General features: G+C 67.8%; 15 protein-coding genes. 11 read left to right on the top strand and 4 right to left on the bottom strand.

Annotated features, from left to right (window positions below; genetic code table 11):
* The first annotated feature begins 116 nt into the window (after positions 1–116).
* Together QRN21_RS01500 and QRN21_RS01495 are read left to right on the top strand one after the other, a co-directional pair.
* Complete coding sequence (locus QRN21_RS01500; RefSeq protein WP_053095804.1) at positions 117–485, top strand: FKBP-type peptidyl-prolyl cis-trans isomerase; 369 nt, start codon at positions 117–119, stop codon at positions 483–485.
* Positions 486–666: 181 nt separating this feature from the next.
* Entirely contained in the window at positions 667–1,221 is a 555-nt protein-coding gene (locus QRN21_RS01495; RefSeq protein ID WP_285362977.1) for a YceI family protein, read from the top strand.
* 27 nt (positions 1,222–1,248) lie between these two features.
* Here QRN21_RS01495 and QRN21_RS01490 read toward each other — a convergent pair whose 3' ends face one another.
* On the bottom strand, positions 1,249–2,541 hold the full coding sequence (locus QRN21_RS01490; RefSeq protein ID WP_230100576.1) for an MFS transporter: 1,293 nt from the start codon (positions 2,539–2,541) through the stop codon (positions 1,249–1,251).
* Between the two features lie 185 nt (positions 2,542–2,726).
* Here QRN21_RS01490 and rpsO point away from each other — a divergent pair, with 185 nt between their 5' ends.
* The 3 genes from rpsO (at position 2,727) to QRN21_RS01475 (ending at position 4,334) form a co-directional block, all read left to right on the top strand.
* The gene (gene rpsO / locus QRN21_RS01485; RefSeq protein WP_017203073.1) at positions 2,727–2,996 is read left to right on the top strand and encodes a 30S ribosomal protein S15; all 270 of its coding nucleotides are present in this window, start codon (positions 2,727–2,729) and stop codon (positions 2,994–2,996) included.
* A gap of 155 nt (positions 2,997–3,151) precedes the next feature.
* Entirely contained in the window at positions 3,152–4,012 is an 861-nt protein-coding gene (locus QRN21_RS01480; protein WP_285362976.1) for a hypothetical protein, read from the top strand.
* Positions 4,005–4,334: a transcriptional regulator gene (locus tag QRN21_RS01475; RefSeq protein ID WP_082586569.1), complete on the top strand. Its 330-nt coding sequence runs from the start codon at positions 4,005–4,007 to the stop codon at positions 4,332–4,334. The genes QRN21_RS01480 and QRN21_RS01475 overlap by 8 nt, the downstream gene beginning before the upstream one ends.
* A gap of 6 nt (positions 4,335–4,340) precedes the next feature.
* Here the strand turns inward: QRN21_RS01475 and QRN21_RS01470 are convergent, their stop codons facing one another.
* Positions 4,341–5,345, bottom strand: a complete 1,005-nt coding sequence (locus tag QRN21_RS01470) for an isopenicillin N synthase family dioxygenase (RefSeq protein ID WP_285362975.1) — start codon at positions 5,343–5,345, stop codon at positions 4,341–4,343.
* 155 nt (positions 5,346–5,500) lie between these two features.
* Between QRN21_RS01470 and efeU the strand changes: the two genes are divergently transcribed.
* Genes efeU through efeB form a run of 3 tightly spaced genes read left to right on the top strand, consistent with a single transcriptional unit; the run spans position 5,501 to position 9,016 of the window.
* Entirely contained in the window at positions 5,501–6,451 is a 951-nt protein-coding gene (gene efeU, locus QRN21_RS01465; protein ID WP_285362974.1) for an iron uptake transporter permease EfeU, read from the top strand.
* Entirely contained in the window at positions 6,448–7,680 is a 1,233-nt protein-coding gene (gene efeO / locus QRN21_RS01460; RefSeq protein ID WP_285362973.1) for an iron uptake system protein EfeO, read from the top strand. The genes efeU and efeO overlap by 4 nt, the downstream gene beginning before the upstream one ends.
* 22 nt (positions 7,681–7,702) lie before the next feature.
* Positions 7,703–9,016 (top strand): iron uptake transporter deferrochelatase/peroxidase subunit, encoded by a 1,314-nt coding sequence (efeB, locus tag QRN21_RS01455; RefSeq protein WP_053095810.1) that lies wholly within the window; start codon positions 7,703–7,705, stop codon positions 9,014–9,016.
* Positions 9,017–9,029: 13 nt separating this feature from the next.
* Here the strand turns inward: efeB and QRN21_RS01450 are convergent, their stop codons facing one another.
* Positions 9,030–9,893 carry a serine hydrolase domain-containing protein gene (locus tag QRN21_RS01450; protein WP_285362972.1) on the bottom strand — a complete coding sequence of 288 codons (864 nt, stop codon included), beginning with the start codon at positions 9,891–9,893 and terminating at the stop codon, positions 9,030–9,032.
* Positions 9,890–11,047 carry an acyltransferase family protein gene (locus tag QRN21_RS01445; protein ID WP_285362971.1) on the bottom strand — a complete coding sequence of 386 codons (1,158 nt, stop codon included), beginning with the start codon at positions 11,045–11,047 and terminating at the stop codon, positions 9,890–9,892. The genes QRN21_RS01450 and QRN21_RS01445 overlap by 4 nt, the downstream gene beginning before the upstream one ends.
* Before the next feature lie 109 nt (positions 11,048–11,156).
* Here QRN21_RS01445 and QRN21_RS01440 point away from each other — a divergent pair, with 109 nt between their 5' ends.
* The 3 genes from QRN21_RS01440 (at position 11,157) to QRN21_RS01430 (ending at position 14,460) form a co-directional block, all read left to right on the top strand.
* Complete coding sequence (locus tag QRN21_RS01440) at positions 11,157–12,386, top strand: LLM class flavin-dependent oxidoreductase (protein ID WP_285362970.1); 1,230 nt, start codon at positions 11,157–11,159, stop codon at positions 12,384–12,386.
* Positions 12,383–13,027 carry an FMN reductase gene (locus tag QRN21_RS01435; RefSeq protein WP_053095813.1) on the top strand — a complete coding sequence of 215 codons (645 nt, stop codon included), beginning with the start codon at positions 12,383–12,385 and terminating at the stop codon, positions 13,025–13,027. The genes QRN21_RS01440 and QRN21_RS01435 overlap by 4 nt, the downstream gene beginning before the upstream one ends.
* Before the next feature lie 80 nt (positions 13,028–13,107).
* Positions 13,108–14,460, top strand: a complete 1,353-nt coding sequence (locus tag QRN21_RS01430) for an FAD-binding oxidoreductase (protein WP_285362969.1) — start codon at positions 13,108–13,110, stop codon at positions 14,458–14,460.
* Positions 14,461–14,500 lie beyond the last annotated feature (40 nt).

Here is a 14,500-nt window from a genome sequence, read left to right as displayed (position 1 = left end):
CCGGTGTGCGCGGGTGTCAAGGGCTTAGGGGGCAGTCGACGGGCGGCATCGCCGTTTCGCCCTCAGCGGAGCGATCGCGTTGACCCGCGCCGGGCGACTCGGGTTTGATGGAGGACATGACTGATCGCACAAAGCCTGAGTTCGACGCCCCCACCGGACCCGCCCCCGCGGAGCTCGTGATCCGCGACATCATCGAGGGAGACGGAGCCGAGGCCAAGCCCGGCGACACGGTCACCGTGCACTACGCCGGTGTCGAGTTCGAATCGGGCGAGGAGTTCGACTCGTCGTGGGGTCGCGGCGAGACCATCCAGTTCCCGCTTCGCGGCCTGATCCAGGGGTGGCAGGACGGCATCCCGGGCATGAAGGAAGGCGGACGGCGCGAGCTCGTCATCCCGCCGCACCTCGCATACGGTCCGGTCGGAGGAGGCCACTTCCTCTCGGGCAAGACCCTCATCTTCATCATCGATCTCGTCGCCGTCGGCTGACCCGATCGACGCCGGGAGGCGCCGGGCCCACTGCGGGCTCGGCGCCTTTTCGTCGCCCGAGGAAATATCCGCATTCAGGGGAATACATGCATGTGCATGTAAGTTGTTACGCGTGACGCCGTGAACACGGCCCCTCATCCGTTGCCGCACACATGCGGCTGATGTCTCCAGAGGAGAAACCATGACCAACATCGACATTCCCGGCTACCGTCCCGGCACCTGGGTGCTCGACCCGTCGCACAGCGAGGTCACGTTCAGCGTGCGCCACATGATGATCTCGAAGGTGCGCGGCACGTTCGGCGTCAAGAGCGCGACGCTGATCGCTCCCGAGAACCCGCTCGAGGCCCGCGTCGAGGCGAGCGTCGACGTCACCTCGATCGACACCAAGGACGAGGGGCGCGACACGCACCTGCGCTCCGGCGACTTCTTCGACACCGAGAACTTCCCCACGATGGAGTTCGTGTCGACGGGTGCGCGCGCCGAGGACGGCGAGCTCTTCGTCGACGGCGACCTGACGATCCGCGGCATCACCAAGCCCGTCAGCTTCGAGCTCGACTTCGGTGGCTTCGGCTCCGACCCGTGGGGCAACTACAAGGCCGGCGCATCGGCCAAGACGGTCATCAACCGCGAGGACTTCGGCCTGACGTGGAACGCCGCGCTCGAGACCGGCGGCGTGCTCGTGGGCAAGGACGTCACGATCAGCCTCGACCTGCAGGGCGCTCTGCAGCAGGACTGATCACCTGATCTCGAGAACCCCGGGCCCTCAAGGCTCGGGGTTCTCTGCGTCGTAGCCGCGGAATCCCGGGCTGCGCCGTGCGAGCAGGGCGACCAGGGTGATCACCAGCAATCCGCCCAGCAGCGGCGGGAACCACAGGGTCGTGAAGGTCGCGAGCGTGCCCGCGTAGAGGGCGCCGATCCGGGGGCCGCCGGCGACCACGATGATGAAGACCCCCTGCAGTCGACCGCGCATGGTGTCGGGCACGGCCGCCTGCATCATCGTGTTGCGATAGATCGAGCTGATGTTGTCGGATGCGCCGGAGAGCGCGAGCGCGATGCACGAGGCGATGATCAGCCCGACGTTCGGCGTCGCCTCGGTCGCCCCGGCAGAGACGGCTCCGATGACCAGGACCACGCCGAAGAGCAGGATGGACGCGCCATAGGCCTCGACCGCGCGCTCGATGCCGCGTCCGTGCCAGCGGTACTGCACGACCCGACCGGAGAAGAGGCTCGATGCGAATGTGCCCGCGGCGACGGCTGCGGTGAGGATGCCGGTGGTCACCGCTCCGCCGCCCAGCAGAAGGGTGCCGAGTGCAGGGAAGAGCACGAGGGGCTGCCCGAATGTCATGGCGATGATGTCGACCACGTATTGCATTCGGATGTTGTTCGCGCGGCGCAGGAACCTCCACCCGTCCACGAGTGATGCGAACCCCGGCCGCACGATGTCCCCTTCCGGCCGCAGCGGCGGGAGACTCCACAGGCCGAGGAACATCGACAGCATCAGGATGACGTCGAGTGTGTAAGTCCACCCGTAGCCTGTCAGCGCGACGAGTATGCCGGCTACCGCGGGGCCGGCCATCACGGTGAGGCCGAACGCCACTCCGTTGAGCGCGGACGCGGCGGCCAGCTTGTCGCGGGGGATGAGCCGTGGCACGATCGCGGTCCGGGTGGCCATGCCGACCGAGTTCGCGGCGGAGTTGACGATGCTCAGCACGTAGAGCCACCAGATCGTCTCCGCACCGGTCCAGGTGAGCGCGGCGAGCAACGCGGTCGAGGCGAAGGTCACCGTGGCCGCGACCAACGCCACGCGGCGGCGGTCGAACGCGTCCGCGAGCATCCCGCCGTAGAGGCCGGCGAGGATCATGGGGACGAGTCCGGCGACCGCGATCATCGATACCGCGAAGGTGCTTCCGGTGAGCGCGAACACGTGCAGCATCACCGTGACGATCGTCAGCTGCCCGCCGATCCCCGCGAGCACCGAACCGATCCACATGCGTGCGAACGCAGGGCTGGCCCGCAGGGGGCTGAGATCGATCAGATGGCTGCGTGCAGCGCTCACGCCGCGTATCCGTCATGCATGATTCGAGAGTATCCGAGGTGCCGTCGGGCGGGCGTGGGCACGGTCACCCAGCGGCATCGAGTCCTGGTAGACTCTTCAGGTTGCCGTTTGATCGGCCGCGGATAAAGAGAGCTCACGCATCAGGCGTCGGGCACCGCGCAACAAGCAGAGAGGGGATCGAATCTATGGCACTGGAAGCAGACGTCAAGAAGGCGATCATCGAAGAGTACGCGACGCACCCCGGTGACACCGGATCCCCCGAGGTGCAGGCCGCGATGCTGACGCAGCGCATCAAGGACCTCACGGAGCACCTGAAGGAGCACAAGCACGACCACCACTCGCGTCGTGGCCTGTTCCTGCTCGTGGGTCAGCGCCGTCGTCTGCTCGGCTACCTCCAGAGCGTCGACATCGAGCGTTACCGCTCGCTGATCGCACGCCTGGGTCTCCGCCGATAACGCGGAGCGAGCCAGCGTACAATCGCGCAGAACATTCTTGAGAAGGCCGCCCCAGGTGTGGGGCGGCCTTCGTCATGTTCGGGGGTTGATCTCGTGCACGCTTTCCATTAGGAAAGTAGTGAGCTTTCCAGATGGAAAGCGAAGGGGGTCACGCGATGGAGCAGAAGCCGATCCACGGGCACGAGGCGATCGCGCCGCCCAGTGCGGACGTCGCGCAGCGCTACCTCGACGAGGCGGATGCTGTGAAGCACCGGCGCGGGCGCGTAGTCGACCGGCAGGCGCTTGCGTGGCTGCAGATCGCCAATGCGGCCGTTACTGCGGTGTATCTCGTCGCTCTGGTTACGGCGATACGTGGTCACGGCGGCGTGACGCCGCAGGTCTTCGTCTTCAGTTTTCTCGTGTGGGGGCAGCTCTCCACAGGTATGGCTCAGCGGAGCGGAATGCAACTGCGCCTGACGTGGTCGCGCTGGCCCATTCTGCTGGCCGGCGGTGCTCTGACGGTCGTGGTGCTCGTCGTCTTCGGCTTCGCTGTCTTCTATCCCGGGTTCCCGGAGATCGGTGTGTGGATCCCGGCCGTCCTCATGCTGGTCGGATTCGGTGGCTACGGCGCAGTTCAGCTCGCTCTGGCATCGGGTGCCCCGCGCCCCCCGCGGTCCATGCCGAAGCCGCTTCCACGGGCGATGCGGTGGGGAACCATCTGCGTGGGAGTCGCTCTCGGAGTGATGGCCATGCTCGGCTCCGCGCCAGACGGGGTGCTCGCGAGCACGCTCCTTCTGCTCGTCGTGCTCATGACCTTCGTCTGGCTCGTCGCCGCTCGCAGTGAGATGGGCCTTCCTGCGGTCGGCGCCTCGTGGCGCTGGCCGCACCAGCTCGCTTTCGCCGCTGCTGGCTGTGCACTGGCTCTGCTCGTCCTGCTCGACGGCGTTCCGATCGGCCTCGGATTCGTCGGTGGCCTGGGCATCATCGCGCTGTTCGTCGCCGTGTCGTTCGTCCCCGGACGTGATCTCCGTGACTGACACCCCATCGGTGCCGCACCCGCGGACCCGACTCGACGACAACTTCGCGTCGCCGATCCGCTTCTCGGTCCTCGCGTCGCTCGGTGACGGCATCGAGCTCGACTTCGCGACGCTGCGTGAGATCCTCCAGTGCGGCGACTCTCCGCTGAGCAAGGCCATCTCGCACCTTCAGGCCGCGGGGTACGTCGTCGCGCGCAAGGGAAGCCTCGGCAGTCGCCCTCGCACGTGGGTCCGTTCGACCGCAGCCGGCCGTGCAGCCTTCGACGGGCACCTCCAGGCCCTGCGCGAGATCGTCGCGCTCGGAGGAGGCGCGGCGCTGTGACCCGTCTCAGGGGTTCGTGCCGACCAGGTCGGGGTGGTGGATCGCAGCCACGTCGGGGTGCGCACGCAGTCGCGACTTCATGGCGTTCTCGCCATAGGTGGCATGGATGGGGTTGCTCGGGTCCTCGGTGATGCCGGTCGCCGCCGCGGCGAGATCTGCGGGAAGCTCGAGAAGCGGCAGCTGCTGATCGAGCGCGGGGTTGAAGAAGAACGGGATGGAGATGCGCTCTTCGGGTGCCCGAGGGGAGATGACGCGGTGGTTGGTCGCCTTGAGGTAGCCGCCGGTCGCGTACTCCAGCAGCTCGCCGATGTTGACGACGAACGCGCCCGGGACGGACGGGGCTGACACCCACTCGCCGTCTCGTTCGACCTGCAGGCCGCCCTTGCCGGGCTCGACCCAGAGCAGGGTCAGCACTCCGGAGTCCTTGTGCGCTCCGACGCCCTGCTGCGGCTCGGGTTCGTGGGTGCCGGGGTAGCGGACGATCTTGATCAACGTCGACGGATCCCGGAAGGGCTCGTCGAAGTACGACTCGTCCGCCCCGAGCGTGACGGCCCAGGCGCGCAGGAGCTTGCGGGCGACCTCGGTCAGCGTGTCGTGCCACTCGGTGATCACCGCTTTGAGTTCGGGCTGTGCGGCGGGCCACAGGTTCGGGCCGACGAGTCGATTGAAGGCCGGACCGCCCTCGACAGGCTCGCGCTCGGGGCCGATGTCGATCTGCTCGCGCCAGTCGACCTTGCCCTGCGTCCGCTCGCCGCCGACCCGCGTGTACCCGCGGAAATGAGGACTCTTGACGTTCTCGATCGCGAGCTTCTCGTCGTCGGGCAGCGCGAAGAAATCGAGCGCCGCGCGGTGCAACCTCGCCTCCAGCTCGGGGGAGATGCCTGTGCCGGTGAGATAGAAGAAGCCCACGTCGTGCGTGGCCGCGCGAAGGTCGTCGCGGAACCGAGCAGCGGCTTCGGGACCGGCATCGAGCTGGGACAGGTCGAGGATGGGAAGCGAGAGATCAGCCATTCACCGAGCGTAGATCGGGTCTGGGCGAGTGCGGTTCAGTGTTGCGCCGAATTACCGAGAGGCGATCGCGTGTGTGCGAGGCCCGAGCGGAAGGGGTGCTAATGTCTCTGAAGTAAGGGATGCCTTACCTCAGTCTTTCCCAGAGAGTTCCCTCCGTGCTCGCCACTTTTCTCATCGGTCTTCGTGAAGGCCTCGAAGCCGCGATCGTCGTCGGCATCCTCGTCGCCTACCTGCGCAGGCTCGGTCGCGGTGACGCGTTGCCCAGGCTCTGGGCGGGGGTCGGCCTGGCGATCGCCCTCGCACTCGGCATCGGGGCCGTCCTGACCTTCGGCGCCTACTCGCTGACCTTCGAAGCTCAGGAGCTGATCGGCGGACTGCTGTCGCTGCTCGCGGTGGGCATGGTGACCTGGATGATCTTCTGGATGCAGAAGGCCGGGCGCACGATGAAGGCGACCCTCGAGGGCGGGCTCGACCGCGCGCTCACACAGGGCGGCGTCTGGGCGCTGATCGCGATCGGCTTCGTCTCGGTGGCACGCGAGGGGATCGAGACGACTCTCCTGCTGTGGTCGATGGTGCAGTCCTTCGGTGATGCTCCGTCGGCGCTGCTCGGCGCGGTGCTCGGGCTTCTCGCCGCCGTGGTGATCGGCTGGGCGCTCGCCCGCGGCGCCGTCCGGCTCGACCTTCGCCGGTTCTTCACATGGACCAGTGGGTTCCTCGTCATCGTCGCAGCCGGGGTGCTCGCCTACGCGATCATGGACCTCCAGGAGGCCGGCGCGTTGCCGGGACCGTTCACCGCAGCGGCACCGATCGACGCGGCCACCGGGGCGGTCGCTCTCGGCTGGGCGGCATTCCCCTTCGGCTGGGCCTTCGATGTCACGAACGTGATCGCGCCCGACAGCGCCTGGGCGACCATCCTGCAGGCGACCGTCGGCTTCATGCCACGGATGACGTGGCTCCAGGTCACGGCTTGGACCGTGTACATCGTCGTCGTCGGGCTCTTCTTCATCCGGGGGCTCCGGTCACGCCGGTCCGCCTCCCCACATGTGCAGACGTCCCCTGGCCGGGACACGTCGGCATCCACTCTCACCCAGCAAGGAGCAGCATGACCACCTCTCGCCGAATCCTCGGTGCCGTCGCCGCAGCAGGCGCGGCAGCACTCGTCCTCAGCGGGTGCGTCGCCAAGAGCGATGTCGCCGCGGGTGCATCCTTCGACGTCTCGTCGACCGACTCGGCGTGCGCCGTCTCGGCTGCGACCGCCAAGAGCGGCACACTCACGTTCGATGTGAAGAACGACAGCGCGCAGACCTCGGAGTTCTATCTGCTCGCAGAAGACGGCCTCCGCATCGTCGGCGAGGTCGAGAACATCGCGCCCTCAGCGTCGCGGACCCTCACGGTGGTGGCTCAGCCGGGGGACTACTTCACGCTGTGCAAGCCGGGCATGATCGGCGAGGGGGTCGGCAAGTCCGCGTTCACCGTGACCGGCGACCGGGTCGCGGTCGACGGCGAGGATGCCGATCAGAAGCAGCAGGCCGTCGACCTCTACGCCGCCTTCGTCAAGGACCAGGTCGGTCAGCTGGTTCCGTCGGTCGACGAGTTCGTCACCGCCTATGAGTCCGGCGATGATGAGGCCGCGCGAGCGCTGTTCCCCCAGACGCGCGCGTTCTACGAGCGCATCGAGCCCGTCGCCGAAGCGCTCGGGACGCTCGACCCCCGCATCGACTACCGCGAGGTCGACGCTGTGGCGGAGGGCCTCGACTGGACGGGCTTCCACCGCATCGAGAAGGACCTCTGGGTGCCGGCGCAGGACGCCCTCAACGCCGACGGCGAGACGCCCGCATGGCAGGACTGGGCACCGTCGACGACGGAGGAGCGCGCCGAGTACGGCGACCAGCTGATCGCCGACGTGCAGGAGCTCTACGACTACGTGCACTCGGACGACTTCACCGCGGCTCTCGACGACCAGGGGATCGGCGGCATCTCGAACGGCGCGATCGCGCTGCTCGACGAAGTGGCGACGGGCAAGATCTCCGGCGAGGAGGACTGGTGGTCCGGCACCGACCTGTACGACTTCGCCGCGAACGTCGAGGGGTCGAAGATGGCGTTCTCGCTCGTTCAGGATTTCGCCACGGCACAGGGGGATGAAGGCGCGGAGCTCGTGACCGAGATCGAAGGCGGATACTCCGCTCTCGAGGAATCCCTCGCGGCGCACGGCTCGCTCTCCGACGGCTTCGTCGGCTACGCCGAGCTCACCGATGCGGACAAGCGCGAGTTCACCGATCTCATCAACGCCCTCGCAGAGCCGCTCTCGCAGCTCACCGGCACCGTCCTCGACTGATCCGACGGACACGGTCTCGCACATGAACGACAGCGCGAAGGACGCTGCAGCTGCCGACTCCCTCCCGGAGTCGGCGGCCGCGGCATCCTCGGCCACGGGTCTCAGCCGGCGCGGACTCCTCGGACTGGCACTCGGCGGCGGCGTCGCGTCCCTCGCCGTCGGAGTCGGCGCCGGACTGTCGGGGGGAGTCGCGCTCGGACGCGCGAGAGCAGAAGCGGACGCCCAGCGTGCGTACGACTTCTTCGGCGCCCATCAGGCGGGAATCACGACGCCCGTGCAGGAGCATCTGCATTTCGCCTCCTTCGACATGATGCCTCGCACCGACCGCGAAGACCTGGTCTCGCTGCTGCAGGATTGGACGTATGCCGCCTCGCGGATGACGCAGGGGCTCGAGGTGAGTGCCACCGGCGCTGTCGGGGGCGATGCGGAGGTGCCGCCGGATGACACGGGCGAGGCTCTCGGGCTGACGGCAGCCGGCCTCACGATCACGTTCGGCTTCGGCCCGACCCTGTTCGAGAACGACGAGGGCGACCGGTACGGCATCGCCTCCCTGCGTCCCGAGCGGCTCGAGAGGCTTCCCGCCTTCCTCGGCGACGATCTCGACCCGCAGACCTCGCACGGCGATCTGTGCATCCAGGCGTGCGCCGACGACCCCCAGGTCGCCGTGCACGCGATCCGCAACCTGAGCCGCATCGCCTTCGGTCGTGCCAAGCTGCGCTGGTCCCAGCTCGGGTTCGGCAAGACGTCCCGCACGACGTCGGCGCAGGCGACGCCCCGCAACCTGTTCGGCTTCAAGGACGGGACCGCGAACATCCTCGCCGATGACTCCGTCGCCCTCGACGAGAACGTGTGGCTCGGCCCCGATGACAGGCCCGAGTGGATGGTCGGCGGGTCGTACCTCGTGGCGCGCAAGATCGCGATGCGGATCGAGACCTGGGACCGCGTGCGGCTCTCCGAGCAGAACACCATCATCGGGCGCGACAAGGGCGAGGGCGCTCCGCTCTCCGGCGGCGACGAGTTCGCGGCGCCGGATTTCGGTACGTCGGCCATCGATCAGAACGCGCACGTGCGTCTCGCGCATCCGGACCAGAACGACGGCATCCGGATCCTGCGGCGAGGATTCAACTACGTCAACGGCAACAACGATCTCGGACGGCTGGACGCGGGGCTCTTCTTCCTGTCGTACCAGCGGGATCCCGCTCAGTTCGTCTCGCTGCAGCGCCGGCTGTCGACGGATCGGATGAACGAGTACGTCACGCATGTCGGGTCAGGGATCTGGGCGGTCCCCGGAGGCTCGAAGCCGGGCTCGTTCGTCGGCGCCGACCTCTTCGCCTGATGCCGGTCGAGGGTCAGGAGCACAGCGTCTCCGCGACGAACGTCGCGTAGGCATCCGCGCCGAAATGGTCGTCGGCTGTGATCGTGACGACGGCATCCTCACCGAATATCAGCAGTTGTCCGTACGCCCCGTGCAGGCGCCACACCTGGCCCGGGCCGTCCCACCCCGCGAGCGCATAGCGCTCGTAACCGGCATTCTCACCGGCGACCACCCAGTCGGAGTGCATCGCGTCGATGATCTCGGTCGGCACGAGTCGTCGGCCCTGCCATTCGCCACGGTCGCGGATCAGCCGACCGAGGCGCGCCATCTCCTCCGTGCGCAGTGCGATGCCGCCTCCCGCGACGATGCGTCCCTGCGGGCACCGCTCCCACTCGAGGTCGTCGAAGCCCAGAGGCGCGAGCAGCCGGGGGCGCAGATACTCGACGACGTCACCGGTCCGCGTGGCCAGGATCATCATCGCCGCGTACGTGCTGGCGTTGGAGTACTGGAAGACGTGACCGCGAGACGGGCGAGAGAGGAACTCTCGTGCGAGATCGGGCCAGTCCGTCATCATGGTCTCCGACCAGGCGAGATCGACTCCGCTCGACATCGAGAGCAGTCGTCGCAGCGTGAGGTGCTCGACGCCGTCTCCGAAGGTGAGGTCCGGCACGTACTCTGCGATCGGGGCATCGAGCGAGATGAGACCGTCGGCTGCAGCGATTCCGGCCGCGAGGACGCACACGCCCTTCGCAACCGAGTGGATCTCCTCGCGGACGTCGGCAGTCCACCGGTGCTCGGCGACGTCGTCGCCCACGAGCACGTGGAGCCCGTGAGCCCCGAACCCCGACGCGTCCGCATGGTCCACGAGGCGGTCGCGGATCATCTCGGCTCTCGTCACTCCTTCAGGCTAGCCGCTGCGCCCTGACGGGGCCGACGGGAGCCGGTCGGGTCGCTGCGGTGGCCCTCGCGTCGAGCCAGCTCGGGGTCTCGGAAGAGCCAGGACGGGCGGGGCTCCACCAGCGGGCGGAAGAGCCAGCGCACGGGTTTGGTGGCGAGCGCGAGAGCCAGCACCACCGACAGCAGCGTCACGAGCGGCAGCCACAGCCACGTCGGGTCGAGGTCGCGCAGCACCCCGGTCTCGCGGAAGGGGTACAGCACGAACGAGTGGAGCAGGAACACGTACATCGTGTACTGGCCGAACTTCGTCCACCAGTAGGTTCCGCGGGGGATCAGGGCGAAGAAGGCGACGCTCAGGATCACTGCCATCAGCATGAGTGCGACGCGCACTCCGCCGGCCCACCACTGCTCTCCGCCGAGGTCCGCGTACGCGTCCTCGTAGAACAACCAGTGGCGCAGATCGAGCTCCTTCCAGACATCGATCCACCGCCAGGCCGAGAATCCTGCCGCGGCGAGGAGTACGACGCTGACGACGCGGATCCACCACGGGCGGATCTCGAGGAGGCGGAAGCGAGTGACGACGTCGCGTTCGCGCAGCCACCAGCCGAGTGCGAAGAAGGGCAGAAGGCCCAGGGTCCGCGAGAGCGAGAACGTGCTGTCGACGTTGGGCAGATAGCCCACGCCGATCGAGATGATGACGGTCCACAGCAGCGGCCACCGCAGCAGCGCGAGGTAGGGGAGGACGAGGCGGAAGATGCCGAGCGCCAGGAGGAACCAGAGGGTCCAGGACGGTTTGGTGAAGTTCGGGTCGGCCTGACCCTCGACCAGCCATTTCGTGAGGGTCCACAGGAACTCGAAGATCACGTAGGGCAGCAGGATGTCGGTGATCACCCTGGCCATCTGCACACGCGTCGGGGAACCGGACTTCGAGAAGTAGCCCGAGATGATCGCGAACGCCGGCATGTGGAAGGCGTAGAGGGCGAGATAGGCCGCGAGCGCGATGTCGGAGTCGTAGGTGAGGCGCTGGATCGCGTGGCCGAGCACCACGAGGACGATGCACGCATATCGCGCGTTGTCCCAGAACGGCACGCGCTTGCGGGGCTTCTGGACGGGGCCGGTGGCGGGGCTCGTCAGGGCGGATCCGTCGCTGTGCATGCTCTGAGGCTACTCGGGGAATAAAGTTGCTCGCATCGCGTTGACTCAGATACATTCAAATGAATAGAACCGGATGCAGGGCACCCGATTCGGAGAAGACGGAGCAATCATGAGTGAGCAGGCAGGCGTCCCGGTGCAGTTCGGCATCATGTCGGTCAGCGACATCACCCGCGACCCGACCACCGGCGAGACGCCGAGTGAGCAGGAGCGGATCAAGGCGACCCTCCCGATCGCCAAGCACAGCGAGGAGGTCGGCCTCGACGTCTTCGCGATCGGCGAGCACCACAACCCTCCGTTCTGGTCCTCGAGCCCCACGACGTTCCTCGCCGCCCTCGCGGCTCAGACCGAGCGTCTGATCGTCTCGACGTCGACCACCCTGATCACGACCAACGACCCGGTGCGCATCGCCGAGGAATACGCGATGCTGCAGCACGTCTCGGACGGGCGCATGGACCTCATGCTCGGCCGCGGCAACACGGGTCCGGTGTACCCCTGGTTCGGTCAGGACATCCGTCAGGGGCTTCCGCTCGCGATCGAGAACTACGCCCTGCTGCACAAGCTGTGGCGTGAGGACGTCGTGAACTGGGAGGGTAAGTTCCGCACCCCGCTGCAGGGCTTCACCTCGACGCCTCGTCCGCTCGACGGAGTCGCGCCGTTCGTGTGGCACGGATCGATCCGCACCCCGGAGATCGCCGAGCAGGCCGCGTACTACGGCGACGGCTTCTTCGCGAACAACATCTTCTGGCCCAAGGAGCACTACCAGCGCCTGATCGAGCTGTACCGCCAGCGCTACGCGCACTACGGACACGGGACACCCGAACAGGCGATCGTCGGCCTCGGTGGCCAGGTGTTCATGGCGGCGAAGTCGCAGGATGCCGTGAATCAGTTCCGCCCCTACTTCGACAATGCCCCTGTGTACGGTCACGGACCGAGCATGGAGGACTTCACCGAGATGACCCCGCTGACGGTGGGCTCGCCTCAGCAGGTCATCGACCGCTATGCCGCCATGCGCGAGCACTACGGCGACTACCAGCGTCAGCTGTTCCTGATCGACCACGCGGGCCTTCCGCTGAAGACCGTCCTCGAGCAGCTGGACATCCTCGGTTCCGAGGTCGTGCCCGTGCTGCGCAAGGAGCTGGCGAAGGATCGTCCGGCCGGCGTGCCGGATGCTCCGACCCATGCCGCACGGGTGAGGGCCGAGTTCGGCGACGGACCGACGCGTCAGGCTCGTCCGGGTGCGAACCGCGGTGACAACCTGACGGGGGATTCGCCCTATCAGGACTCTCCCGCTCCGGCGGGAGCCGCGTTCGGACTCAGCCGGAAGGGGGCCCTGAGATGACCACTCGTCGTATCGCCGTCGTGTCTGCCGGGCTCTCGAACCCGTCGTCCACGCGCATGCTCGCGGATCGCCTCGCGGCCGAGACCGTGAAGGCCCTCGCGGGGCACGACATCGAGGCGAGCGTCGACGTGATCGAGCTGCGCGACTACGCCCACGACATCACGAACAACCTGCTCACCGGATTCGCACCGCCCGCGCTCGAGACCGCGATCAACACAGTGGTGTCGGCGGACGCGCTCATCGCCGTCACGCCGATCTTCTCGACGAGCTACAACGGGCTCTTCAAGTCGTTCATCGACGTGCTCGATCCCGACGCGCTCACGGGCAAGCCGGTGCTGATCGGAGCGAACGCCGGCACGGCTCGGCACTCGCTCGCCATCGACTACGCCATCCGTCCGCTCTTCGCCTACCTGCATGCCGACGCCGTCTCGACCGGTGTGTTCGCGGCGTCGAGCGACTGGGGCGGGGGCGGCGACGACGTCGCGCCTCTGGCCAAGCGCGTCGAGAAGGGCGCTCGCGAGCTGGCTGAGGCGATCGCGAAGCGCGAGGTGGCTGCGGCCGCCGACCCGTACGACCCGGCGACGTATCTCGGAGAGGGCCGTTCGTTCGGCCACATGCTCGGCGGTCTCGCCGGCGAGTGATCGATCCCCGGCACGACCGGGAATGAGCGCAGGGCCATGAGGCCGTAGACGATGTCCGAAGGGAGTCGTACGGTGACCTCATGGCCCTTCGCTCTGTCCTCGAATCCGCGCGGCATGCCCTGCGCGGCGCTCTCGTCCTCCCCGGCGACGAATCCTTCGACGCGGCGCGTCGTCCGTGGAACCTGGCGATCGAACAGCATCCGGCGGGCGTGGCCGCACCGGCCGATCTGCGCGATCTGCGCGCTCTTCTCGACGCCGCGGGCGACGCGGGCGTGACGCTCGCGGTCCAGCCCACCGGGCACGGCGCCGGCGGAGACCTGGCCGACGCCGTCATCGTCCGAATGGCGGCCTTCGACGAGCTGTCGATCGACCTCGGTTCGGGGTTGGTCCGCATCGGCAGCGGAGTCCGCTGGGGCGCCGTCGTCGAGGCGCTCGAAGGAACGGGCTGGGTGGCTCCTGCCGGCACGAGCCCGGTCGTCGCCGTCGCGGGGTACACCCTGGGCGGCGGCCATTCCTGGTTCAGTCGCACAGCAGGACTCGGGTCGGACAACCTCAGGGCCGCGTGGGTGCTGCGGAGCGACGGGACCCATGATCGGGTCGACGACGAGAGCGACCCGGAGATGATGTGGGCGCTTCGCGGAGCGGGCGGCGTCGTCGGAATCGTGACGGCCCTCGAGATCGACCTGGTTCCCGCGCCGTCGCTGTGGGGAACCGAACTCACTTTCGACGCCGCAGACGCCGGGTCGGTGCTGCGGGCCGTCCGCGATCTGTCCGCAGAGGCCCCGGCATCGCTCAACGTGTTCGTGAATTCGATGCGTATGCCCGACGCTCCGCAGCTTCCCGAGGAGATCCGCGGACGCAGCTTCCTCAGCGTGCGGGCGCTGTCCACGGTCGGATCCGCCGATGAGCTGTTCGAGCGGGTGCGGCGAGCAGGCACGGTCCGTCGTGAGATGTCGGGGGCCACATCGCCGAAGACCGTCGCGTCGTCGAGCGGCGAACCCACCGAACCGACGCCGGGCAAAGGCGTCTCTGCTGCGCTCTCGTCGCTCGACGACGCGACGATCGACGATCTCTTGCGGTTCCGCGAGCTGCCGGATCAGTGGCCGATCATGGGCATCGACATCCGGATGCTCGGTGGCGCGCTGAACGATCCTCGACGCGCCGGATTCGCGACACTTCAGGGCGTCGGCTGGCTGCTCCACGCCCTGGTGCCCGTCTTCCCCGGGGTGCCGAGCGAACCGGGGGAGGCGAGCATGGCGGGCTTCCGTGAGGTGCTGGCGCACGCGATCGCCCCGTGCACGATCCCGACGTTCCTGGGTCCGGGTGAGACCCTCGAGCGCTGCGGTGACCCGACGGCGATCGATCGCCTTCGCGCCATCAGGGCCGCCGCCGACCCCGACTCGCTGATCCACGAGGGGCGGCTCCCGCGCTGACACCGGGCTGAGACCGGGCCGCATCCAGCGGAAAGGATCC

The organism is Microbacterium sp. LMC-P-041 (assembly GCF_030209555.1).
Taxonomy (GTDB): Bacteria; Actinomycetota; Actinomycetes; order Actinomycetales; family Microbacteriaceae; genus Microbacterium.
Note: the sequence above shows the minus strand (reverse complement) of the source record. Positions and strands in the feature narration are given on the sequence as shown.